Below are 24082 nucleotides of genomic sequence, written 5' to 3' on the forward strand. Positions count from 1 at the left end.
AAATCGGATGATAAATAAAGTCTTATTCTTTATGGCAGGAGTGATTTTAAGCTTGTATTCCTGCACGAAGATGGATGATTATAAGAAATACTTTACAGATGAAGAAATCATCTACATTGGCAAGGCAGACTCGGTACAGGTGATATCGGGTCGGGAACGTGTGATGTTGCGGTGGCTCATCATATCGGATCCCAAAGTTTCCTCGGCGTTGATTTTTTGGAACAATCGCACACAGGAACGTAAAATCGATATTCAACGTGGGCAAGGGATCGATACCATTGAAGTAACGATTGATCGGTTGGAGCAGGGGTTTCATAGTTTTGAAATCTATACATTGGATCGAGAAGGTAATAAATCTGTGCCGGTGTATGCCTCAGGTATGTCTTATGGTGATTATTATGAAGCCAGTTTGCCCAATCGCTCTGTAGATGGTGTCAAGCATCAGATTGGTGGCGATACGTTTGTCGATTGGTTATTGGCCGATAGTACATCGATCGGAGTTCGGCTGCGGTATACCGACACCGAAGGAAGAAATCGCGTTGTGGTCGTTCCCAACGAACAAACAATGACCGCACTGCAGCAAGTAGATTTGGCCGGATCGATCAGCTACCAAACGATGTACAAGCCCGATAGCTTGGCTATCGATACCTTCTATGCGCCAATTATATCATTGAAGGCCAATGAAATTCTATTGAAAAATTCTGGCAGCCCGTTTATCGGTACCGATGTAGCTGGGCGCTGGGGCAACCTCAAAGACTGGAATTACAACTCGGCCGTACAAAATCATAACGGAGTAGGTGGTTTTGATAATCTGAATGGCAGCGGATATATTTCTTTTGAGTACTGGGGTACACCATCCATCACCAACGGAAAAATCTGGCAAACCCTCAACCTTCCCGCTGGCGATTACCGTTTTGTCACGACGATCTCTAATATTGACTTTACGTGTGAAGCATCTTATGTAGCGGTGGCGAATGGGCAGCAGTTGCCCAATGTAGAGCAGATGCCATCTGCGTTGGGATCTTACAAATTAACCGACAATCAGCTTAATAATCGAGAAGTGACGGTTCATTTTTCAGTGAATCAAGTAATAATGCCAGTTACATTAGGCTTTGTATCAACGATGTTGAACAATAATCCTACGAGTCTGCGTATTGCTAAGGTAAGATTATTCAGGGATTAACGTCTATATCATATATCCGTAAGCACCAGCTCCATCATGTGGCTGGTGTTTGCATTTTAATGTGAAAGCGTATGTCGCGATAGCTGTGCTGCTTTTGGATAGCTTTTCAAAGCAGAATTGTATAGTATTGCACTAATGTATACGTGCAAACATGCCATTGAAAATATTGATAACGATAAGGAACCAATCAACGATATATTAGTTAAACTCTAATCAGAGCAAGGGTTTGGTATTGCTATTTCTATAAAAAGTTATTTTGGAGAGAAACATTGCGCCCATTCTTTCGCCACGCCATTTCGCTTCCTGTGCAACTTTTCCGCTAAAAAGACTATCGATTGTGTCGTGCCACAAAGAAATCCAACGATCAAAATGGATTTTTTCGACCGGGAGTGGTGCATGCACAGGGAATGGACTTCCGTGGTAAGTGTGTTCGTCCAGCAGTACGGTCTGCCAAAATCGGTACATTTTTTCTAAGTGTATGCTCCAATCATGCACGATATCCTTAAAAATAGGTCCAATTAGTTCATCATATTGCACCTTGCCATAAAAAGTATCTACTAGTTGACGAATATCCGAGATGTTTTTTATATCCTGTTTCACGGCTAACTTGTATTTGTTAGTACAAACCTACTTAAATCTGAGTGCTAGTGGTGTAATGTGATGGTCAGGTTTTGGTATTAATCCTAATTATTTATGTTCAAATAGCTACAGGGCATAGTATATAGTTTACCAGATCTCGGGCTGCGACGACTGAAACAAATAAAAATTTGGGAAGAAGTTGATTTTAGATTTATTTATAAAAAACAAAGCCCTTTATATCGTGTTGATATAAAGGGCTTTGTACCTAGGGCGGGAATCGAACCCGCACTCCTTTAACAGGAACAGGATTTTAAGTCCTGCGTGTCTACCAGTTTCACCACCTAGGCAGGCATTGAGCGAAAGACGAGATTCGAACTCGCGACCCCGACCTTGGCAAGGTCGTGCTCTACCAACTGAGCTACTTTCGCTTTTGGTGCTGCAAATATATAGGAATATTGCGGCTACGCAAAGGAAAAAATAAAAAAGTACCGCTACTGCAGTACTTTGTTTGTTGTTTGTGTTGGGTAATAATGATTTAGAAAGAAAATCCGGTCGATAACTTATAGAATGATTCTGAGTTTTCGGCGATCTCACCAGTCTTCACGAAGTCTGCACCCGCCGACAACCGTACAAAGCTTGCAAATTTTGGAACATTGAACTGTACATACGGTCCAAGCCATTGGTAGTAATCTAGTTTACCTCCGATATCATCTTTTGTTCTACGTAGATGTTCGAAATGTGCTCCAAACGAGAAAGCAGGACTTACTTTATATCCAGCATTTGCCCAGTAGTGCAAGTAAGCCAAAGTAGATCCGCCAGCAGGAGCTTTATTTACTAATGGTGCGTAGTAACCCGCATAGATTTCTGATTCAAATTTTGGGATGTCTACATTGAAGAAAACATTGGGTACAATACCGTCGCCGGCAATACCGCCAAGCTGTCCGTCGGCCGCACCTTTGGACAATAAGTTGCCAAATGTAAAGCCCAAGTTCGGATTCAAAGTAATTCCTTCACTCAAATAAAGGTTGACACCACCGCCAAACTCTGTCCAGTTGCCCCAAGCTGCGCCAGTACCTGCACCCCAGAAAATACCATAAGTAGATAAGCCTACTTTGTCGCTTAACTTATATTCTAGCGTAAAATTTGGAGCAAAACCGAAAAATTGATCACTTGTAAGTCCAAATGTGGCGGTTGCGTCATTGGTTTGTGCTTGAATTGTAGTTAAGTTGGTAAATGCAATGATAATTGCGATTGTTTGAATAGTTTTTCTTAATGCATTCATATATTTTATATTAAATTTATTGATTAATGACCAAATATATTTGAAATTTTCAACAAATCGTAATATAACATAAATTATTTATAATTTTTTAGCTTAAAAATGGTTTTTTAATTTGTTTAAGCTGTTAATTTTTGTCTATAAAATTGTTTTTTATGTATTTTCTTATGTTATCGTGATTATTTAAGTGCTTTTTAGGTGTTAAGTAGTTTTTGTAGTACTAATTCCATAATGTTATCACGTGTTTTATCATTCGTTGTTAATATTGGCGCCTTTTTAGGAAGCAATATTGGTGATTTTGAGTAAATATTATGTTGTTGTATTTTTTTAGATTGTTCAAAAAAATGGTGAACTTCGTTTTTCAATTCATACTTTATGTATTTGGTTTCCGAAATCGCTGGTATTATAGCTGCAAAGAAGACTGTTGTCGCAGCCGATCTCGTTGTTACGGAGTTGGTTTATGATAGTCGGCAGGTGTACCAGGGCGAGAAATCTTTATTTTTTGCTATTACAGCTTTGCGTGATGGTCATCGCTATATTGCGGCAGCATACGAACGAGGCGTACGCAGCTTTGTCGTATCGAAGGGCGATCTGGATGTATCTTTATTTTCTGCCGCCAATTTTCTTTGGGTTGAAAATGTCATCACTGCTTTGCAGGCTTTGGCTACACATCAAAGAGATCGATTCCATGCTCCAATTATTGGGATTACAGGAAGCAATGGCAAAACGATTGTAAAAGAATGGCTCTATCAATTGCTATCGCCCGAAAGGAACGTTTATCAAAGTCCTAAAAGTTATAATTCGCAGTTGGGTGTTGCACTTTCGCTATGGTCACTGAGTGATCAGTACGATATTGCGCTCATTGAAGCGGGTATAAGCCAAGAAGGCGAAATGCAGCGTTTAGCGGATATGATTAGGCCTGATATAGGTGTGCTTACAAATATCGGGGTGGCACATGCAGATGGTTTCTTAAGTAAGCAAGCGAAATTGCAGGAGAAATTGAAACTGTTTCAAAAAAGTGAAGTGCTCATCTTTCCGACGCGATATATGCTGGGTGATCAGCAACTTTCAGTTGCCTCGCCACTATCGTGGGGCTCTGAGTCGAGCAATCATTGGCAAATTTTAAACATCGAAGTTGGGACCACCGAAAGTGAGGTACTATTGTCCGAACAGAAAGAGCAGATATCCCTAATCTTGCCATTTGTAGATCAGGCATCTATAGAAAACTGTCTTAGTTGCGTATTTGTCATGCGTCGATTGGCTTATGATTGGACGACTATTGCGCATCGTATACGCAATCTGGAAGCAGTAGAAATGCGTTTGCAGTTGAAGTCTGGTATTAATAACTGTTCGGTGATCGACGATTCGTATTCCAATGATTTGGGTGCGCTTAAGATTGCTTTAGATTTTTTAGAACGCCAGCATCAGCATCCGAAAAAAACATTGATTCTATCAGAGATCATGGGGTTGCCCGATGCTCCCAAATATGGAGAGAAGCTTCGTGAGTTGCTTTCTGCATATACGCTAAATCGGCTTATATGGGTTGGTAAGGCAATCAAAGTGCTAGACAATTTGGATTGCGAAGTGTTAACTTTTTCGGATAAAGAAGATCTGGATAGGCACTGGCCCACACTGGTATTTTCTGATGAAACCATTTTAGTAAAGGGCGGACGGACATATCATTTCGAAACCATCGTGAAGCGCCTCACGGCGAAATCACATGGTACCGTGTTGGAGATTAACTTGAATGCGATTGAGCATAACTTAAAACAGTATCGCACGCTTTTACCGCCAAATGTAAAACTCATGGCGATGGTCAAGGCATTTTCATATGGAAGCGGTAGTTTTGAAGTTGCCAATATGTTGCAATACAATGCCGTGGATTACCTCACCGTTGCTTTTGTTGATGAAGGTGTAGAACTACGGCAAGGTGGTATTTCTTTGCCCATCATGGTATTAAGCCCTGATGAATCTACTTTTGATCGACTGGTTGGTCATCATCTCGAGCCAGAGATATATAGCTTTCGCATCTTAAAGGCATTTACGCGCTATCTTGAGGAAAGAAAAATTGTCGATTACCCTATACATATAAAATTGGATACGGGGATGCATCGCTTGGGTTTTTTAATTCCTGAATTGCCAGAACTTATAGCAGAATTACATGCCAATAAATCGGTAAAGGTGAGTTCAATATTTTCACATCTGGTCGCCGCAGGCAGTAGCAAGCAAGCTGCATTTACGGAGCAACAAATTGCTACATATGAAACGGCAGTCGCGACGCTAGAACAAGAGCTCGGATACGACGTCATAAAGCATTTGTGCAATACCGCAGGCATTGTACGTTGGCCATCCGCATACTTTGATATGGTACGATTGGGCATAGGTTTGTATGGTGTAGATCTAAACGCCAGCGGACTCGATATCTGGTCTACTAGTCAGCTGAAAACGACAATAACGCAGATCAAGAGTCTGAAAAAAGACGATACCGTGGGTTATGATCGGCGTGGCGTGCTGCAAAGAGATGGGCAGATTGCAACTGTTAAGATCGGATATGCAGACGGATATGATCGACGTTTTGGCAATGGAGTGGGATATATGATGATTCGCGGACAGGTTGTCCGTACGATTGGCAATATCTGCATGGATATGTGTATGCTGGATGTGACTGGTTTAGCTGTAGCGGAAGGGGATGAGGTACTCGTTTTTCCAGATATAACTGAGATGGCGCGCTCAATCGGTGCGATTCCATACGAATTATTAGTAAATATATCGGCGCGCGTTAAGCGTGTTTATTATTATCAATAACATACTATGTTTAAAAAATTTTTTCAACGGTTTTTGTATTACCTGATCAAAGGTACATTAGTGGTGATTCCGGTGGCAGGAGCAGTGTTTTTGATTATATGGCTAGTAGCGACATTAGACAATGCATTGAACTTAACGCATCTGATAGAGGACGAAAATGGCGCGCCTCGGTATATTCCAGGTATGGGCATCGTTACCGTAATTGTGGTGCTCGTATTGGTCGGTTTTGTGTTTACGACTTTAGTCACTGTTCCTATTCAACAATGGATGGCAAGGATGGTAAATCGCATTCCTATTTTTAATACCTTGTATTCATCCATTAAGGATTTTACAGAAGCCTTTGTCGGCGATGCAAAAAAATTCAATGAGCCAGTGCTGGTAGAAATTAACGAAACAGGACTGAAGAAAATCGGTTTTTTGACCCAACGCAACCTAAAAGCCATTCATTTGGAAGGTGAGGTGCTAGTGTATTTTCCATATTCCTATTCTTTTGCCGGGCAGGTGGTGGTCGTAAAAGCGGAGCGCGTTTCTAAATTACATATGTCGGCTACCGAAGCAATGAAGCTCGTGGTGTCTGGTGGGGTAAGTAGTTTGGATTAACAGCTTCTAAAACGGTGTAAACATGAGCAAACTAATAGATCGTATTTTTGGAAATAAAACAGAAGTGGATGTTGTGAGGATGGAGTTGCAGGCCAAACTCAGTTTTCAGCACTGTCAGACAGATGCATCGCTGCTTCTCCGTTATGCCCACGCTGATCGCTTGGCCGAGTTAACCAACTATCAGCGAGAAATACTTAATAGCTCTATGTATACGCCTTGGCACGTGGCAAAAGAAATTGACATGTTGCAACGGTACGTAGAGCTCACCCAAGCAATAATGGGAGAAGAATTCTATTTGCAGTTTAATGCCAAGGTATCGGATGATGCAGCGATGATTGAACCACTCATTCTGTTTCCACTGATTCAAAATGCCATCAAAAACGGCTATGCTTCGATGGCTAAGTTTCCAATCAAAGTGCGTGTCAGTGCGTCTGAAGGTGGTATCTTATTAGAAGTGAGCAATCGGGTAAACCATTATGTGGAGAACCAAGGCGAAGATGATATCATTACCTATTATCGCGAACGCTTACAGCTTTTTCATCCGGACAGGCACGAACTGTTTGTCAACAGCAATTCTCAAACCTTTAAAGCAACACTTTTCCTCAAATACCAATAGTCTAAAGCTACTCCTCGTGGTATACAATAATAGGTACCTTGGTATGAAACGTTAGGTTATGAGTCGTACTATCCTTAAATAATCTGTCAAAGAAATTGCGGTTTCTTTTGATGACGGCGAGCATATCAACATTGTTGTCTAATATATAATTTGTTATAGTATGTTCTACAGTTTCTACTTTATCCAAAAGTTTAAATTGCACGACATACTTTTTATGATCTTCATGCCATTGTTCCATGTGCCGGCCTACCTTCGTAAGGTCCGAGTTAGAAACGACATGAATGCAGGTCGTTTCTGCACCAACTTCCTTTGCCATAATCAATGCTTCTCGTAAGGCTGTCTTGTCAGACTCGCGAAATAAAGTCGTGAAAACGACACGATTGATACCGCAAAAGCGGGCATGTGGCGGAACTGCAATCACGGGAGTCTTGACAGAATTAATTACGGAGACCGTATTTGATCCGATTATACGATCCAAAAAGCCAGATTGGCCATGTGTTCCCATCACGATGAGGTGAAATTTTTGTTTCATTGAAAGCTCTCGCACGACAGAAGCGACAGGGCCTTCTTCGAGTAGAAAGGTTATACGGTGCTCCGGGAATCCATAATCCATGGCCAATTGCATCAGACGAGGCGTGTTGTTCAGAAATTTCTCTCGCTCTGTGCTTTCTACATTGGCGTACATTTCTCCTAGAATATCGGGTTGGCCCGGATGTACTGATGCAAATACGGGCGACATGTAACTGTGCAAAACCTTGACATTTGCGTCGACAAACTTTGCTAAATGTAGTGCATATATAAAAGCATTATCAGCCAGTTCCGAAAAGTCAGTTGGGAATAATATGGTTCTCATATGAAGCGATTTATAAATGTTATCTTAAATTTACATTATTTTTCGTTTTTAACCGCGGGTCTTGCAAAGACTTTCATAATTACTTATGATTGTAGCGCCAAACATGCTTTGATCGTTATGCTTTATAGATGAATATGCAATCAACAGAATCTGTACAAGCGGAGAAGTAAAAATCAAAGAATAGACGGAACTAAAAGATATTGATTTAGGTCGCTTGGAAATTATACAGAAATACGTCATGCGTAAGCATCCGCCGACTTTAAGAGTCGCGCTGGAGAGGTGTGTAGCGTCCGAATCGGAGTTGAGTAAAGCATTTATCTATAAAAAGTACTATGGCTATATAAAGGCGGTGGTTTTGCGCTATGTAAAGGTAGATGTGGAATCAGAAGAAGTTATAAACGAAAGCTTTGTCAAAGTATTTCGGAAATTGCACAGCTTTGAGCAGCATGCTGACGATGAAGTTCTTGAAAAAACGTTTAGATCATGGATGGCTCGTATATCAGTAAATACGGCAATTGATATGTTACGCGTAAAAAAGCAGATGCAATTTATCGACGATGAAGAAGATACAGAGATCGGGAATTTATCGGTCAGTATGGCATCTAATTTAGAAGCGAACGACATTTTAAAATTATTAGATGATTTGCCATCTGTTCAAAAAGCAATATTTAATTTGTATGAAATAGAAGGCTACTCGCATGAAGAAATTAGTAAGATGCTCGATATACCCGAAAGTACATCAAGAACTTATCTTACAAGAGCTAAACAAAAGCTTCGTGCACTGTATAATAAATTTATGGATCAGGAAAATATAAAATCCTAGTTTCGGGTTGAACATGAAGGAAAAGAATAACAGTCAGGAAAAGGACATTGTTGACCGTATCGTAGACCAGCTCAAAGCGACTGAAGAGTTGCCATATCAAGATGGTGCTTGGGAACGCTTTCGAGCAGATCATTTACCAAAAACTGTACGTAAGCGTATCGTGCCCATTTGGATGAGTAGCGCTGCTGCTTGTGTGGCACTTGCTGTGCTTGGTTTTTGGTATTTTAGTCCCGACGAAACTGATCTGTCTCAACCTACTTTCACTTCTATATCTACCCAGCAGCCAGCAACTTCCAACGTGGATAAGTTGAAAAGTGATGAGGTGCACAATCAGCTTTCTGGGAGTTCGGAAGAGCTTCAACCACAATTAGATATACATTATAATTCCATTTCTGGCGCAGATCAAAACAATCGCTTGTCTGCCGTCCATGTGGCCAAATCATGGATGATAAAATTTCAGCCTACATTGTCTGCCGCATCTACAGATATTCACAATACGATTAAATCATCGGGCAAGAAGTTATATTTTTATCCAGATGCCGATGAAGCCGAAGTCGTGAAGCGCTCAGAACGCACTTTTCCATCCGTTTTTGCTGATAATAAAGCAACATCTACTGCTACGATGCAAGAAGTAGTAGGAGAAAGCAAGCGTTTTAGCTCAATGATAAATTTGATTTTGGCGTAGTTGTAGCACCTTCATCTACAGATCAGCGGGTTAATTTTGGTGGAGGACTGATGCTCTCTTACAATGTCACGAAACAGTTGAGCGTGCGAACCGGTGCATCCTTTCAACAATATGAAGTTGGTACTTTACGTGATCCTTCACAAATAGCTTCTATGGAAGTGGCAGCTTCGCCTGATCGGCCTTTACAAACGGATGTAGGTATGGCAGGTAGTAGTTTGATGGCTCGCGTTCCGCTCATTCCTAATGTAAATGCAATAACAGGAATGGTGCGTACTATCGATATTCCGCTCGAAGCTAAATATTCTTTTTATAAAGGCTTGTACGCAGGTGCAGGTATTTCATATGCTACTGTACTAGGCCAGCAACGATTTGCACATTATATCGAAAATGTAAACGCTAACCCGTATGGCGCGGGGCTGCCAAGTAATGAAAGTGAAATGCGTGCAGCCGTACAACCAGTTGTTCGTACGATGGAATCAGCCAATACCAATGTCAATTCTTCTGGTTTTGGGGGCTTTGTAAACATGTCCGTCGGTAAGGAAATGAAGCTCAAGCGTGGTCCTTCTGTATCTTTAGAACCTTATGTAAAGTTGCCTGTCGGTAGTTTCAAAAGAGCAGATATGAATTATACCAATGGTGGTTTGCGTATTATCACCAATTTCTAAGATTTTGGATAAAACGTTACAGTGTTAGAAGGTATTTGTAGCGTTTTACAATTGATCAATACGCACCCAACCCATACCAGCAGCAATTGCGCCTTGAACACCTGGATCACCATCCTCAAAAACCATACAACGCTCAGGGGCAATATTTAGCTGTTCTGCAGCCAGCAAAAATGGTTCGGGTGAGGGTTTACCGTTTGCTGTGTCGCCAGCGCATACCAACACCTCATACAATCCAGTTACTCCAATTACTTCTAGCGTGATTTCTAATGTTTTTCTGGTGCCACCAGAAACAAGGCCAATCTTTTTCTTGCCGACTTCCTGACGAAGATGCTGCAATACATGTTCTACAGGTTTTGTTTGCCGAATATACTCTGTTCGGAATATGGTGGATTTGCGCAAGGCAAATTCATCAAAATCGAAATCCTTTCCGTACCGTTCCGAAATCAGTTTAGCGACGGCGACAGTTGGCCAGCCAGCAGTTTCGTCAATAATATCGGTATCCAAATGGATACCGTATTCTAGTGCGGCAGCAGCATACGCTGCTTTATGTGCCGACATATTGTCTGCCAAAGTTCCATCTACATCGTACAATAGTGCATCGTAAGATTCCGATAGTTGCAAGAGTTTCTGTGTTTTGTCCGCTATAGTCATTAGCTCTTTTTTTCTTTTTTTCGTCTTTCTTTCTCTGCCATTATTAAACTTAGCTCACGCCCTGTTTGTCCTCCAACAGATGTATTCTCCTGTGCGCGTCGAAACAGATAAGGCATCACAGCTTTAACCGGGCCGTAAGGCATGTATTTGGCTACATTGTAACCTGCAGCTGCTAAATTGAAAGATAAATTATCCGACATGCCGAGCAATTGCGCAAACCAAATGTTGGGATGATTGTGAGCAATATCGCGATTATGCATTTCTTCTGCTAGTAAGCGAGAACTATCTTCGTTATGCGTGCCAGCCATCAATCCCATATTGTCGATATGGTCAAGACAGAAAAGCAGTGCATTATTGTAATCCGTATCGCTACTCGCTTTGTCGGGTTGTATCGGCGAAGGATAGCCTTTTGACTTTGCGCGATCACGCTCAATCTCCATATATGCACCGCGCACGAGCTTAGCGCCTAGATAAAAGTTCCGAACGTTCGCATAAGCAAGATCTGCTTTTAGCGAAGCCAGCTTATCGTGGCGATACAACTGGTAAGTATTGTATACGATTGGTTTTTCACGGTTGTATTTTTCCATCATATCGCGAGCGATATCATCAATCGTTTCTTGGATCCAAGAATGTTCACCATCGATCAATACGGGAATATCCGCTTCCAAACACGCGGCGCAAATGCGCTCACAACGCTCCAATACACGAGAAAATTCTATTTTCTCCAAATCGGTAAGTGTTTGTTTGGCATCACGCTTTGCAAAAAGATCAAATCTTCCCAGCCCAGTTGGCTTGAATACGCAAAAAGAAATAAGCTTTTCCTTCTTTGCAGAAGCTACCGTTCGTAGAATTTCGGCGCAAGTATCTTCAAAGCTGCTTTCAGACTCTTCACCTTCTACCGAATAATCCAAAATGGTAGTCACATTCCCTTCGCCCAATTCGCGAATAGAACGGTTACAATCTTCAATGCTTTCGCCACCACAAAACTGTTTGTAAATGGTTTTTTTAATAATGCCCTGAATAGGTAGGCCGATCTGTAAAGAGAAGTTGGTAACCGGCGTGCCTAACTTAATCAGCGCACTGCTCGAAACCATTTTAAATAGCCAATATGCTTTGCTCAGATCCGAGTCACTTTTCGTTCTGAAAGCTGTCGCCGTATCGTTAAAATCTAACTTAACAGGCGCTCCTAAGGTTTCCATCAATGTTGTGTTGTGTTTATAAATGCAAAACTAAGTAATTGTTGAATTAAAAGCTGAATATGCTCGTAATTTATTTAATTTTGGCTATGCAAAAATTTGTGTTGAACGGCGAGTTTATTCATCTTATCCAGCTTCTTAAAGCAATGAACTGGGTGGAGCATGGTGCAATGGCACAGCATGTCGTCGAAGAAGGAATGGTACAATACAATGGCGTGGTAGATTACCGTAAAAGATTAAAGGTAAAAAGAGGCGACAAAGTAGAATTTGAAGGACAGGTCGTTGAGATCGTCTAAGCACTTTATGATTGATTTTTAGTTATGCAACAAATAGAAAGTTTAGGTTATAAGGTGTATTTTGAAGATGACCTAGCGAGTTTACAATCCTTCATCGCCGATGGTGGGTATTCTAATGTACTGATCTTAGTAGACATCAATACCAACGACCATTGTTTACCAGTGTTACAAGCTGCCATTCCTGAGATTGTCGATTATGATATTATAGAAGTAGATCCAGGTGAGGAAAATAAAAATATCGATTACTGTATTGGAATTTGGAAAACCATGTTGGATTTTGGCGCAGACCGCAAAGCGTTGATGATCAATTTAGGTGGTGGCGTCGTGACAGATATGGGAGGTTTTGCGGCGTCGACCTACAAACGAGGAATTGATTTTATCCAAATTCCTACCACTTTACTCGCACAAGTAGATGCTTCTGTTGGTGGTAAAACGGGCATCGATCTGGATAATTTCAAAAACATCATTGGTACTTTTACGCAACCAAAGGCGGTATTTATTAGTAGTAAATTTTTGGAATCGTTGGATTCGAGACAACTATTATCCGGTTTTGCAGAAGTCATCAAACATGGTCTTATTCAAGATAAAGCCCTTTTTCAACGCTGCCAGCAAATCAATATTGAGAATATTGACAAGCAGGTCGTGTACGATTCTGTGATGATCAAAAACAACATTGTAAAAGAAGACCCAACAGAAAATAATATCCGTAAGATTTTGAACTTCGGGCACACTATTGGACATGCGGTCGAAGGCTATTCGCTAACACACGATCAAAATCCATTATTACACGGAGAAGCCGTAGCAATTGGTATGCTATGCGAAGCATATCTTTCTACGCAGTCGGGCACGCTGTCTATGGAAGAGTTGAAAGGAATCGAACAATACCTTTTGCGCACGTATCCATATTATACCATTGCGCCATCTATCGATGAAGAATTGTTCCGCTTGATGCGTAATGACAAAAAGAACGAATCAAATCAGATTGGTTTTGCCTTGCTCAATGCGATCGGCGACTGCGCATATAATAAGTACGTAGATGAAGCTGGCATCAAAGCGGCGCTCGATTATTATCGCACGCTGGATATCACTAATCCCTAAAACAATTTGGGCGCCGATCCTGTTCTCTTAAGCAACTATACTAGAGAAGCAGATGAATAAATTATTTAGAACATTGATTGCCGGCTGGGGAGCTCGTAAATTGGGCTGTGGTTGTTTCGGAACAATTATCGCCTTTATCGTCATTTATTACCTATTGGGCTACTTGTAGGCACCAATAGGTTTTCGGTTTACATGTTCCTTAGTTGCCTTCAATTTTGCGTAGAAATCAGACCAACCCATCTTTTGAATGGTTGATAATTCTTCTGCAAAAATAGGACTGAGTTGTACTAATGCTACACCATAGCTTTTGCTTAGATTGAAGGTGGCCGATGTACCAAGTTTATCTTCTACATCGTGGACAAGAAAATGCTCCATCGTCGAATCTGCCGCAATGGGTTGTCCAAAACGAATAATCTGTCCTGGGTCGAATGGACAGTCATTTCTCAAATGGCTGATTAGAAATCCGAGTACATGCCCCCAATTGTCTAAGTTACTTCTGATCTGAATTACTAGTTCTCTTCCCGCGCTTATCTCTGCAGAACCTTTCGCGGCCGAAAGTCCGTAGCTATACGCGGTCATGTAATCCCGATCAGGAAAGTTTTTGAAGAGCAGGACAAAGACAGCAGGCAGCTTTTTATTGGTTGACGGGTGCCGATATATTTCACATCGCTGACCGATCTGCGCCTCTAGCAAATCTCGAAAACGCTCCACGCCGGAGCGCATAAAATAAGGTTTCTTAAACAATGACATGACGTTTTGTAAGCACTTTGCTTGCGAAAATACGCATTGACTGTTATTTTTTCAGCGACAAGCTGTCATAATGGCTTCATTTTTTAAATGGAATATTCCTTGCTGAGCTTAGGATGGAGAAAACAAGGTTAATTCAACATAAACACACATAGAATAGAAAGAAAAGATATGGCAGAAAAAGGTACGATTTCGATCCACACGGAAAACATCTTCCCCGTGATCAAGAAGTTTTTGTATTCTGATAACGAGATTTTTTTAAGAGAATTGGTTTCAAACGCAGTGGATGCGTCGCAAAAAATAAAGCGTCTATCATCATTGGGGCAATTCGGCGGCGAGGTCGGTGATTTGACGGTAGACGTCAGTTTTGACGAAGCGGCGAAAACCATCACTATTTCCGACAATGGATTAGGGATGACGGCTGATGAGATCAAGAAATACATCAACCAAATCGCGTTTTCGGGTGCAACCGAATTCATGGAGAAATTCAAAGAAGCCAACGACGCCAATGAAATTATTGGTCGCTTTGGTTTGGGTTTTTACTCTGCTTTCATGGTGGCCGATCGGGTTGAAATTCAATCACTGTCATACCAAGAAGGAGCAGAGCCAGCACACTGGACTTGTGATGGGAGTACATCTTATGAGATCTCGGAAGGTACGCGTACACAACGTGGTACAGATGTGATCTTGCACGTGAATGCAGATTCAGAAGAGTTTTTAAATAAAAGCCGTCTGGAAGAAATACTAAATAAGTATGCTAAATTCTTACCAGTTCCGGTTCGTTTCGGCACCAAATCGACTAGCGAGCCTGATGGCGAAGACGAAGAAGGAAAGCCTAAATACAAAAACGTTGAGGTTGATAATTTCATCAACAATACCAACCCAGCATGGACAAAATCTCCTTCAGAATTAACTGATGAGGATTATTTGGCTTTCTACCGTGAGTTGTATCCATATGCGATGGATGAGCCATTGTTTTGGATTCACTTAAATGTAGATTATCCTTTCAACTTAACAGGTATTCTTTACTTCCCGAAAATTAAGAATGATCTTGAAATTCAACGTAACAAAATCAAATTGTACTCCCGTCAAGTATTTATTACAGACGAAGTAAAAGATATTGTTCCTGAATTTTTGATGTTGTTGCACGGTGTCATCGACTCCCCAGATATTCCTCTAAACGTATCACGCTCGTTCTTGCAGGCTGATGGCAATGTGAAAAAAATCAACACGTATATCACCAAGAAAGTAGCGGATAAATTGCAGGAGATCTATAAATCTGATCGCAAAGGATTCGAAGAAAAGTGGAACGACATCGGTCTTTTCATTAAATATGGTATGTTGAGCGACGACAAGTTTGCAGAGAAAGCAAACGAGTTCTGCCTATTGAAAAATACGGATGGTGAGCATTATACCATCAAAGAATATTACGAAAAAGTAAAAGATATTCAAGTAGATAAGGATGGCAATGTGGTGTATTTGTATACGCACGATGCCGCACAGCAAGATGGTTTTATCAGCGGTGCTAAAGCAAAAGGATACGATGTATTAGTACTCGATGGTCCTTTAGATACGCACATCACTTCTTATTTAGAGCAAAAAGGTGGTGAAAAAGTGCAACTGAAACGGGTTGATGCTGATGTCGCGGAGAAATTGATTCAGAAAGATGAACAAATTGAAGCCGTTTTAACAGAAGACGAAAGCAAAAAAGCGACAGAGCTATTCGAAAAAGCCATTACGCGTACGGATATGAAAGTAGAAGTAGCTGCGTTGACTGCTGGAGATCTGCCTGTATCGGTTACGATCGACGAATTTATGCGTCGTATGAAAGACATGGCCAAAACTGGTGGTGGCGGTATGGGCTTCTACGGTGAATTGCCAGATCAGTACAAGGTAACGGTGAATGGTAATCATCCACTCGTGAAGCGTATTTTAGAAAGCTCGGATGAAGACGGCGCGCGCTTAGCAAAACAAGCCTTTGACTTGGCATTACTATCCAGAGGATTATTGACAGGAGCCGAGCTCACTTCATTCGTGAAGCGTAGCGTAGAGATGATCTAATCGGAGATCCTCACAAAGTAATTTAAACAAGGTGCTCTTAATCGGAGCACCTTGTTTCGTTTGATAGCGATTATGCTATCAAACATTTTGATAGTAGTCCTGTTTTTATGTAGTGTGCTGTATCTCGATTCCGGTGCACGTTAAGTTGTCCAAACAAGTAATCGAAGCTCACAACAACTATAGTCAAGCAATATGTCAGTAGAAAAATTTAAAGCATTGCACGAGCAAAGCAAACCATTCGTAGTAGGAAATGTATGGGATGCCCATACGGCCAAAACCGCCGAAGAGTTAGGGTTTCAAGGTTTAGGCAGCTCTAGCCATGCCATTGCCAATATGCTAGGGTATGAAGATGGCCAAAATATTAGTGTAGATGAGATCCTGTTTGTGGTGGAACGAATTGTAAAAGCAGTTAATATCCCAGTTTCTGTAGATTTTGAAGCAGGTTATTCATCTGATCCAGAAGAAGTGGCGGCACATGTAAAGCAATTGGTGGAAGTAGGTGTAGTAGGGATAAATCTGGAAGACGGAGTGGTCAAAGACGGCAAACGCGGAATGGAAGATCCACAAGTGCTAGCACATAAAATCAAAGCCATCAAAGCGGTCACAAATATATTTATTAATGCACGTGCCGATACATATACCACAAAGCACCCTGACGCACTAGAAGAATCTATCAAAAGAGCACAGATCTACGCTGATGCAGGTGCGGACGGTATTTTTATACCGGTGATAGAAAAAGAGCAAGATATCAAGAAATTTGTAGAAGCCGTTCGCCTACCGTTGAATGTATTTGCTACACCAAACATTCCTGATTACCAGATGCTAACAGAACTTGGTGTGAAGCGCATCAGCCACGGAGCAAAGCTATATGAAATAATCTCCAAACAGACCAAAGAACTGTTAGGAGCTATTCATACAGATCAAGCATTTGGGAAACTGTACCAATAGCATACAACAATCTTTAATCATGAGCGCGGTTTGCAGAAAAATCTGCAAACCGCTTTTTTGCGTATTTAGCAAGGGCTTTTCTGTATAATCGGCGGTTACCTATAACAGGAGGCGACGCTACTAGAGCTCACGCGAGATTTCTTAAAAGTGCCTCATCATTCTATAACTAAAGCTTGTAAAATGTGTTTATTGGATCTAAATTATAACATGTCTGTTCCCGTGTCTTGGTCTGCCTGCGTAATCGTTGGCGACATGGCTATGCGGGTTTGACTGAGAGATTCTGGAAAATTTTCGTTGATATAGGCAATCATGTGCTCACGTACATAACAACGAAGTTCGAACGCGTGTCCAGAATTACGACAGCTCATCAAGCAGCGCAGTTCCATGGTTTTTTCTTTAAAGTCTGTTACCTGCAATACGTTTACTTTTCCGTCCCACAGTACATTGCTCTGAAGCAATTCGGTCAGCTTGTTGCGCAACTTATCTACCGGAATGGTGAAGTCAACATATAAAAAAACTGTACCTAAAATCTCGGCAGTCGTTCTGGTCCAATTTTGAAATGGTTTTTCTATAAAATAATTAATCGGCAATACGAGTCTTCTTTTATCCCATATGCTGACCACGACGTAGGTAAGATTAATTTCTTCGACCTTTCCCCATTCTCCTTCAACAATCAATACATCATCCATACGAATGGGTTGTGTAAATGCGATTTGCAAACCTGCCAACAGATTACCTAAAGACTTTTGTGCAGCAAAACCGATGATAATACCACCTACACCTACGCCAGTGAGCAATCCGGCGCCGATTTTACGCATATTTTCAAAGCTCAATAATACAATTGCAATGGTAACGATTACGATCAACGTAATCAATAGTTTGCGTATAAATTCGATTTGTGTTCGAATTTTACGCTCGCGCAGGTTATTTTCCTTATTGATATCGAATCGATGATATAGGTAATCTTCAAAAATCCGGATAAATCGAATGATCACCACCGCAAAAGATAGCGTGATTAAGATCTCAGTAATCTTTTCTACCGAGGCATGTGTTTGCGCGGTGAAGCGCGTAAATGGCAGAAGTGCATTGAATACAAGTAGCGGAATGAATACGGAAATTATTTTGTTGAGATGACGAATAATTGAGCGAATGGCCGAATAAGACGCGCCTTCTCGTGCCTGCTGGCGTACGATTGGCAATAGTATAGCACGAATAGCAAAGCCTAGAATCACGGAAAAAATAATAACGAGAATATTCCAAGTCCAGGCCGGCATTTTGAAGGCAAGTTCAGTGAGATCGATTGTCATGTCTTTAATTCAATAGCTTACAATCGTATAACATTGCTAATGGCAGGTAGTTTTTACATTTTACTATTGTGCTGACAGCGGCATGCCGTACGCAGATTTTTTGTTGGGTTCTATCCCAGTAGATTTAGCAAATCCCCTTTGTCCATCTTTTGTAGTAATGAGCTGCTAGCTGAGGTTAATGCGCCAGCGAGGTCGCGTTTTTTTTGTTGTAGTTTCATCATCTTTTGTTCGACTGTATCCAGCGCGATGTAGCGTATTGCCATCACGTGCTTATCTTGTCCGATTCGATAACTGCGATCGATTGCTTGATTTTCTACCGCTGGATTCCACCAAGGATCCATCAGAAAGATGTAATCCGCTGCCGTTAGATTCAGACCTACACCACCAGCCTTGAGGCTAACTAAGAAAACGCGGCGCTCGTTATTGTTTTGAAACTGTTCCACTTCATGTGCACGATCAACGGTTTGTCCTGTTAGGTAGGAGTGTGCTATTTGGCGTTCGTCCAATCGCTTACGAATCAAATCCAACATTCCCACAAACTGGGAAAATATAATTACTTTATGTTGGGATATAATACTATCCATCTGCTCCAGCATCGCCTCGATCTTTGCAGAAATACTGGATTCATAACCTTCTTTTAATAAGGCCGGTGCATTGGCAATCTGTCGCAAGCGAGTAAGTCCGGCCAAGACATTCATACTATTTTTCTCGAGTTCGTCTTCTTCTTGCTGTGCTATATAATCACGGAATTCGGCTTCGTAGGTATCGTATATTGCCCTTTGTTTGTCGCCCAATTCGCAGTAAATAATCATCTCAGTTTTCTCTGGAAGTTCAGTTGCCACTTCCTTCTTGGTACGTCTTAATAGAAAAGGCGCGATGTGTTTTTGCAATTCTGCTGCTCGCAAATTATCATCAAAACGATCAATCGGAGTCGAATAGGTATCTCTAAAATAGGTCATATTCCCAAGCAAGCCAGGGCAGGCAAAAGAAAATTGACCGTACAGATCGTACGTGCTATTTTCGATAGGAGTACCTGTCAAGACAAAACGATTTCTGCTTTTAAGCTGCATCGCAGATTTGTAACGTATAGAATTGGGATTTTTAATAGCTTGTGATTCATCCAGTATAATCATGTCGAAGGAGAATTTTTTCAACCGTGCTAGGTCTGAAACCATCACGCCATAAGTCGTAATGAGCACATCGAATTGCGACCATTCTGCTGACGACAGATCTCTTCCTTTCCCATATAAGATGTGTGCAGATAGCGAAGGTGCAAACGTTTTGATTTCGCTTTCCCAATTGAATAGAAGTGAGGTCGGCACCACTATTAAAGCGGTACGTTGATTTGCCTGTTTGCGTTGAGTAAGTAATAATGCGATGATTTGCAGCGTTTTGCCTAATCCCATGTCGTCGGCTAAGCAACCACCGAAATTGAAACCGTCTAAGGCAGATAACCAAGCCAAACCTTGAATCTGATAGGGACGAAGTGTTGCTTGTAGTGCGGCCGGAACTTCGATTAATGGCAACTCTTTTCGGTTGTGCAAATGCTTTATCAAAAGCTCTATTTCGCGTCTGGTTGCGGAAGAATATTCGACATCGTCACTCAAATCATTCAGCTCGGCAAAACGTGTTTTTGGAATGTCGATCTGCTCATCTTGTACGCTACCCAGCGCAAAGAACTTAGCTAATTTGTCCATCCATTCTTCTGGTAAAATACCACGGGTTCCATCATCTAGAGTTACGTAGCGGTTTTTGTTGCGCATAGCGCGGTACAATTGCTTCACAGATGCTTGCTGGTTGCCATAGGTTGCTGTTATTTTGGCATTGAACCAGTCGGTGCCACTCAGTATTTTGATGTCAATCTTTGCTGCATGAATATTGAGCTTGTCCAGCTTAAGATTTTGAGCACCCAAAATGCTAATGCCTTCTTGGCGCATACGTTCAAAAACGGGTAAAAACCAATCGTTGGCCACAAATGTTTCGTGGTGCAGGTAGAAGAAATCACGCTCGTGCCATTGTTCGGCGAAATGTGGATGTTGATTGCTTAAAAGAGATTTGAATTTGTTCTCGAGATTTTCATCACGCGGCACGAGGTAACTATTGCCGTTGGCATCCAGTCCTTTTATTTGCCTTTTAGTGACCAGCGGAATCTCAGTTGCACCATAGCGCACGACGGGCGTTAGGTATATGAAGTTTCCGCGCTGTGCTAGGTAAATAATTCTTTCGGTATCCTGTTCTACGATTACTTTTTCTTCTTTACTAGCTGCTCTGATCGTGGCATATTGGATCTCAATTGCATCTTCTAGCGGCTCTAGCACCGATTTTGTGAAAGCATCGTATTTTGATTCGTGGACTAACAAAATCTCAGGACGTTTCTTGAAATACTCGATCAAGCGTAGCATGTGCACATTATCGATTAATGAGTACACCTGATCTTTTTGAATAAAATAGCGATGCTTAATCGGCAATGTCTTTACCGGCAATTCCTGTTCGTGCCAGCGTAAGCTTGCGGTGAGCTCATAAAATGGTCGCCTTTTAAATACGCGAAGCACCATAGTAGCCTGAAGCATATCCATGCTGATCTGTCGGATGGATTTGGCGGTGATATTATCGGAAATTGCCCGATCATGAAGATAGATCGGAAGCGACAGAGGATTGCGTTGTATAGCGATCAGTGCCGCTAAATCTTGCTCCTCATCTTTCTCGTCATAAGCGCTTGCAAACGTATTCAATGCTGCATAAAATTTGACTGCCGCAGCACTTTGCGCTTTCCAAAGCATACTTGGCGCAGCGATGAACTGGAAAGGAGCTTTGGGCTTACCCGATTGTGTCATGCTCACGCTCAGCAATTCGAATCGTAACTGTGCGTAAAACTTATGTAGACCCAATACAAGTATATTTTGCCTTGCTGTGTCGGCTTCGATTATTTGATCTTCTATTTTTGGTAGCGGAATTCCACCCGTTTTCTCGTTGTGCAGCTCTGCCTGCAGGATGCCGTCATGGATTGACTTCACTAGGATCGATCCTTTGTCATACACCAAATCAAAATATGAATCAAGATCAGATTCTGATTCTAAGCCATAGGGCTTCGCGTATGGAATGAGCATTTGTCGCCGGGCATGGCTATTAAAGAATACGCGGTAGGCGGTGATGTGCATCACGGCATAGATTGCCAAAAACTCATATTTGGACAAGCTGTCTTTATTTTCCGTCTGCGAAGTTATGCGTACGCTAATATCTGTATCATTTTGCCAAAGGCGAATGGTGAGATCGTTTGCCGCATCCTGCGCAGCAACAAACTCAATACCATTGAGCATGATTTCGGTTACGCGCAACTGATACATGGCTGATTTGGCGACTGTCGTATCTTGCTCGGGATAATGCGTCAACAACGTTAACTCGCTCAATTCTTCGAACGAAATAGCTTTCAATCGGTACGTGCCGTCAGGTAATCTCACTTAGTACTCCAATTTTAGACCGTAAAAAACTGTTCTAATTCAGATAACGAATCTTCAGATTTGACCTCGTCTTTCACTATCTTTCCCCGGTCCAATGCAATGATTCTACTAGATACATCAACGGTATGCGACAGATCGTGACTTGATATTAATAACGTTTTGTCGCCATTGGCGCTCTGATCTTTAATTAAATCTTTGAGTCGGATTTGAGTGCTGGGATCCAAATTAGCAAAAGGTTCATCCCAGATAATTACCGCCGGATCACCAATTAACGTTGAGATAATGCCGACTTTCTTTTGGTTTCCTTTAGATAGATCGCGAATATAGGTGCCACGATTCAGCACCTCGCCTTGAAAAAAATCTTCGTATCGTTTCAATAATAGATCCACTGAAGCACGTTCTACCTGTCGCAATTCGGCAATGAAATAAAGAAACTCCTCGGGCGTAAGGTAGCCAATCAAAAAACTTTCGTCTAAGAAAGCTGTAGTCCATTTTTTCCACTCGTCGGATTCTGCGGCTAACTTTCCTTGATGTAGCACGGAGCCTGTGGTAGCAGGAGTGAGATCGAGTAAGATGCTGAACAGCGTTGTTTTTCCCGCTCCATTGTTGCCCACTAAACCTACACAATCTCCTTGATAGATATGTAGTTCAGGGATCTGCACAACTATCGTATCATTATAGTGCTTACTAATATTTAAGATGTCAATCATCTGCTTTTTCATATTATTCACTAACCTGCTTAAAACCTTCTAACATGTTGTATTTACGTGCTTGATAGCGTTGAGCAATGCGTTGTATAAAGAATTGACGCAGGCAAAATCCTACTATTCCTATTGCAGCCAAAAGTAAACAAGAGATTTCAAAATTGGCAAAAGCATGGATAATCGCCCAAAGTAGTATTGGGATGATAATAGCTGGAAGCATAACGATCCATTGCGCAGCGCCCATACCTTGGTAATTGAAAAACTGGGATTTATCCAGATCTACTCGTTTGTTATTGTAAGTGCCAAAGTACAGAAGAAGTGGCACATTAATACCAATATTGTAAATTGCCGTGACTGCGTTAATAAGCAAAATATCGGTACCCAGATATACATACGGGATAGTCAATATGGTTGTCAGAAATATACTTCCGTAAAGTAAAATGCATTTGGCATTGAGATAATCTTTGATAGCAATACGCTGTGTCTGAATAAAGGGATAATAGGAACTATCCCAAGCGGGCAGAAACTGTCCAAAATTGAAGGTAAACAGTCCCGTCGTAAATATCCCTATAAATACGAGCAAGCTTTGGTTTTGGATACTCGAATTATTATAAAACAATAGACCATAGAAGAGGCCATATGTACTAATTACGAGTAATGATCTGGTACGTTTATTTCGCCACACTAATTTGAAATCCAGACGAATGAGTGGCTTGTAACGCCCAAATAGATTCATCCAGCGAAAATTGTCGCTGGCGACACGATTTTTCTTCTGCTGTGTATTGGATTCGAGATACAATCGTCGTCGCAAAGATCGATGGATAAGCACGTACGCAAATACCAATAGCACAATCGGTACGCAACTCGAAAATGGATATTGTAAAACCAACTCGAAGTACCCTGCAACCATGCCAGTAGCAGAAAAGATGTGCAGATAATCTAGAAAGAATACAAAAGCAAATACCAAGATTACGATGCTAGTTAACCGCCAGTTGGCAGATACTATGTGTTGCAACGAAAAGTTAAAAAAGTGTAGCGACCATGAAGTGCCGATAATGGCAATAAGCCAAGCCAATAGGGTAGAAAAGCGGTAATCGCCGACGGACCAGCAAGCGACAGCAAAAGGGATGAATAGTAAAGGCGAAAGAAGATTGTAGAAAGAGAATATACTTTTACTAAGTAAATAATGACTTATATTATCGCGTGAAATGCGCTGTATAAGGAATGGTTTCACGTTTATGACGGGTAGCTGCTGCATAACGAAACGTAAAACTAACTCTCCCAGAAACCAAAATAGCAAATATCGATTCACTTGCTGCATAGGAAATAGGTTTGCCGAACTTTCGTCCAGTAAATCGTACAGGTAGTATCCTGCTGACCATATACCCCGCGCAATAAGCAATGCAAAAACAGCCAGTAGTATTTTAATAGAGATACTATGTCCGCGGTGTGCAGAACGGAAGAGACTCTTCCATTCTAAAACAAGAAATTTTACGAACATATGGGACTAATTATGGTACACGCTTCA

21 protein-coding genes and 2 tRNA genes are annotated in these 24082 nt (G+C 41.4%); 11 read left to right on the forward strand and 12 right to left on the reverse strand.

Going from position 1 to position 24082, the window contains the following annotated elements; genetic code table 11:
• The first annotated feature begins 7 nt into the window (after nt 1-7).
• The gene (locus A0125_RS01740) at nt 8-1183 is read left to right on the forward strand and encodes a DUF4998 domain-containing protein (protein ID WP_197464725.1); all 1176 of its coding nucleotides are present in this window, start codon (nt 8-10) and stop codon (nt 1181-1183) included.
• Between the two features lie 213 nt (nt 1184-1396).
• Here the strand turns inward: A0125_RS01740 and A0125_RS01745 are convergent, their stop codons facing one another.
• From A0125_RS01745 to A0125_RS01760, 4 genes are all read right to left on the reverse strand, one after another.
• The gene (locus A0125_RS01745) at nt 1397-1783 is read right to left on the reverse strand and encodes a group III truncated hemoglobin (RefSeq protein ID WP_066751263.1); all 387 of its coding nucleotides are present in this window, start codon (nt 1781-1783) and stop codon (nt 1397-1399) included.
• 241 nt (nt 1784-2024) lie between these two features.
• A tRNA-Leu gene (locus A0125_RS01750) sits at nt 2025-2109 on the reverse strand.
• Nucleotides 2110-2117: 8 nt separating this feature from the next.
• Nucleotides 2118-2190: transfer RNA gene (locus tag A0125_RS01755), tRNA-Gly, on the reverse strand.
• Between the two features lie 107 nt (nt 2191-2297).
• A complete protein-coding gene (locus tag A0125_RS01760) occupies nt 2298-3044 on the reverse strand; it encodes a DUF6733 family protein (protein WP_066751266.1) in 747 nt (248 codons plus the stop codon).
• A 372-nt stretch (nt 3045-3416) separates the two neighbouring features.
• Here A0125_RS01760 and A0125_RS01765 point away from each other — a divergent pair, with 372 nt between their 5' ends.
• Genes A0125_RS01765 through A0125_RS01775 form a run of 3 tightly spaced genes read left to right on the forward strand, consistent with a single transcriptional unit; the run spans nt 3417 to nt 7062 of the window.
• Nucleotides 3417-5846 (forward strand): bifunctional UDP-N-acetylmuramoyl-tripeptide:D-alanyl-D-alanine ligase/alanine racemase, encoded by a 2430-nt coding sequence (locus A0125_RS01765; RefSeq protein WP_066751269.1) that lies wholly within the window; start codon nt 3417-3419, stop codon nt 5844-5846.
• Nucleotides 5847-5852: 6 nt separating this feature from the next.
• Nucleotides 5853-6446, forward strand: a complete 594-nt coding sequence (locus A0125_RS01770) for a DUF502 domain-containing protein (RefSeq protein WP_066751272.1) — start codon at nt 5853-5855, stop codon at nt 6444-6446.
• A 22-nt stretch (nt 6447-6468) separates the two neighbouring features.
• On the forward strand, nt 6469-7062 hold the full coding sequence (locus A0125_RS01775; protein WP_066751274.1) for a LytS family sensor histidine kinase: 594 nt from the start codon (nt 6469-6471) through the stop codon (nt 7060-7062).
• 7 nt (nt 7063-7069) lie between these two features.
• Here the strand turns inward: A0125_RS01775 and A0125_RS01780 are convergent, their stop codons facing one another.
• A complete protein-coding gene (locus tag A0125_RS01780) occupies nt 7070-7915 on the reverse strand; it encodes a universal stress protein (RefSeq protein ID WP_066751276.1) in 846 nt (281 codons plus the stop codon).
• 301 nt (nt 7916-8216) lie between these two features.
• Here A0125_RS01780 and A0125_RS01785 point away from each other — a divergent pair, with 301 nt between their 5' ends.
• The 3 genes from A0125_RS01785 to A0125_RS01795 are packed head-to-tail and all read left to right on the forward strand — an operon-like array spanning nt 8217 to nt 10088.
• Nucleotides 8217-8738, forward strand: a complete 522-nt coding sequence (locus A0125_RS01785) for an RNA polymerase sigma factor (protein ID WP_231863079.1) — start codon at nt 8217-8219, stop codon at nt 8736-8738.
• A 13-nt stretch (nt 8739-8751) separates the two neighbouring features.
• Nucleotides 8752-9423: a hypothetical protein gene (locus A0125_RS01790; RefSeq protein ID WP_066751281.1), complete on the forward strand. Its 672-nt coding sequence runs from the start codon at nt 8752-8754 to the stop codon at nt 9421-9423.
• A 50-nt stretch (nt 9424-9473) separates the two neighbouring features.
• A complete protein-coding gene (locus A0125_RS01795) occupies nt 9474-10088 on the forward strand; it encodes a hypothetical protein (RefSeq protein ID WP_066751284.1) in 615 nt (204 codons plus the stop codon).
• 45 nt (nt 10089-10133) lie between these two features.
• Here the strand turns inward: A0125_RS01795 and A0125_RS01800 are convergent, their stop codons facing one another.
• Nucleotides 10134-10739 (reverse strand): HAD family hydrolase, encoded by a 606-nt coding sequence (locus A0125_RS01800; RefSeq protein ID WP_066751287.1) that lies wholly within the window; start codon nt 10737-10739, stop codon nt 10134-10136.
• On the reverse strand, nt 10739-11938 hold the full coding sequence (locus tag A0125_RS01805) for a proline dehydrogenase family protein (RefSeq protein ID WP_066751290.1): 1200 nt from the start codon (nt 11936-11938) through the stop codon (nt 10739-10741). Before A0125_RS01805 ends, A0125_RS01800 begins: the two co-directional genes overlap by 1 nt.
• An 86-nt stretch (nt 11939-12024) precedes the next feature.
• Between A0125_RS01805 and A0125_RS01810 the strand changes: the two genes are divergently transcribed.
• Both A0125_RS01810 and aroB read left to right on the forward strand, forming a co-directional pair.
• Nucleotides 12025-12231 (forward strand): RNA-binding S4 domain-containing protein, encoded by a 207-nt coding sequence (locus A0125_RS01810; RefSeq protein WP_066752657.1) that lies wholly within the window; start codon nt 12025-12027, stop codon nt 12229-12231.
• 24 nt (nt 12232-12255) lie between these two features.
• Nucleotides 12256-13329: a 3-dehydroquinate synthase gene (gene aroB, locus A0125_RS01815; RefSeq protein ID WP_066751293.1), complete on the forward strand. Its 1074-nt coding sequence runs from the start codon at nt 12256-12258 to the stop codon at nt 13327-13329.
• 159 nt (nt 13330-13488) lie between these two features.
• Here aroB and A0125_RS01820 read toward each other — a convergent pair whose 3' ends face one another.
• On the reverse strand, nt 13489-14079 hold the full coding sequence (locus A0125_RS01820) for a suppressor of fused domain protein (protein ID WP_066751295.1): 591 nt from the start codon (nt 14077-14079) through the stop codon (nt 13489-13491).
• A 168-nt stretch (nt 14080-14247) separates the two neighbouring features.
• On the opposite strand from A0125_RS01820, the gene htpG reads away from it, so the two are divergent.
• Both htpG and A0125_RS01830 read left to right on the forward strand, forming a co-directional pair.
• Entirely contained in the window at nt 14248-16137 is a 1890-nt protein-coding gene (gene htpG / locus A0125_RS01825) for a molecular chaperone HtpG (protein ID WP_066751297.1), read from the forward strand.
• Nucleotides 16138-16329: 192 nt separating this feature from the next.
• A complete protein-coding gene (locus A0125_RS01830; protein WP_066751300.1) occupies nt 16330-17085 on the forward strand; it encodes an isocitrate lyase/PEP mutase family protein in 756 nt (251 codons plus the stop codon).
• Nucleotides 17086-17285: 200 nt separating this feature from the next.
• On the opposite strand, the gene A0125_RS01835 is transcribed toward A0125_RS01830, so the two are convergent.
• The 4 genes from A0125_RS01835 to A0125_RS01850 all read right to left on the reverse strand — a co-directional run bounded on the left by A0125_RS01835 (nt 17286) and on the right by A0125_RS01850 (nt 24055).
• Nucleotides 17286-18392 carry a mechanosensitive ion channel family protein gene (locus tag A0125_RS01835; protein ID WP_066751303.1) on the reverse strand — a complete coding sequence of 369 codons (1107 nt, stop codon included), beginning with the start codon at nt 18390-18392 and terminating at the stop codon, nt 17286-17288.
• A gap of 110 nt (nt 18393-18502) precedes the next feature.
• Nucleotides 18503-21850, reverse strand: a complete 3348-nt coding sequence (locus A0125_RS01840; protein WP_066751310.1) for a DEAD/DEAH box helicase — start codon at nt 21848-21850, stop codon at nt 18503-18505.
• A 14-nt stretch (nt 21851-21864) separates the two neighbouring features.
• Complete coding sequence (locus A0125_RS01845) at nt 21865-22572, reverse strand: ABC transporter ATP-binding protein (RefSeq protein ID WP_231863080.1); 708 nt, start codon at nt 22570-22572, stop codon at nt 21865-21867.
• 1 nt (nt 22573) lies between these two features.
• The gene (locus tag A0125_RS01850) at nt 22574-24055 is read right to left on the reverse strand and encodes a DUF5687 family protein (protein WP_066751312.1); all 1482 of its coding nucleotides are present in this window, start codon (nt 24053-24055) and stop codon (nt 22574-22576) included.
• Nucleotides 24056-24082 lie beyond the last annotated feature (27 nt).

Source organism: Sphingobacterium populi, assembly GCF_001586775.1.
GTDB classification, from domain to species: Bacteria; Bacteroidota; Bacteroidia; order Sphingobacteriales; family Sphingobacteriaceae; genus Sphingobacterium; species Sphingobacterium populi.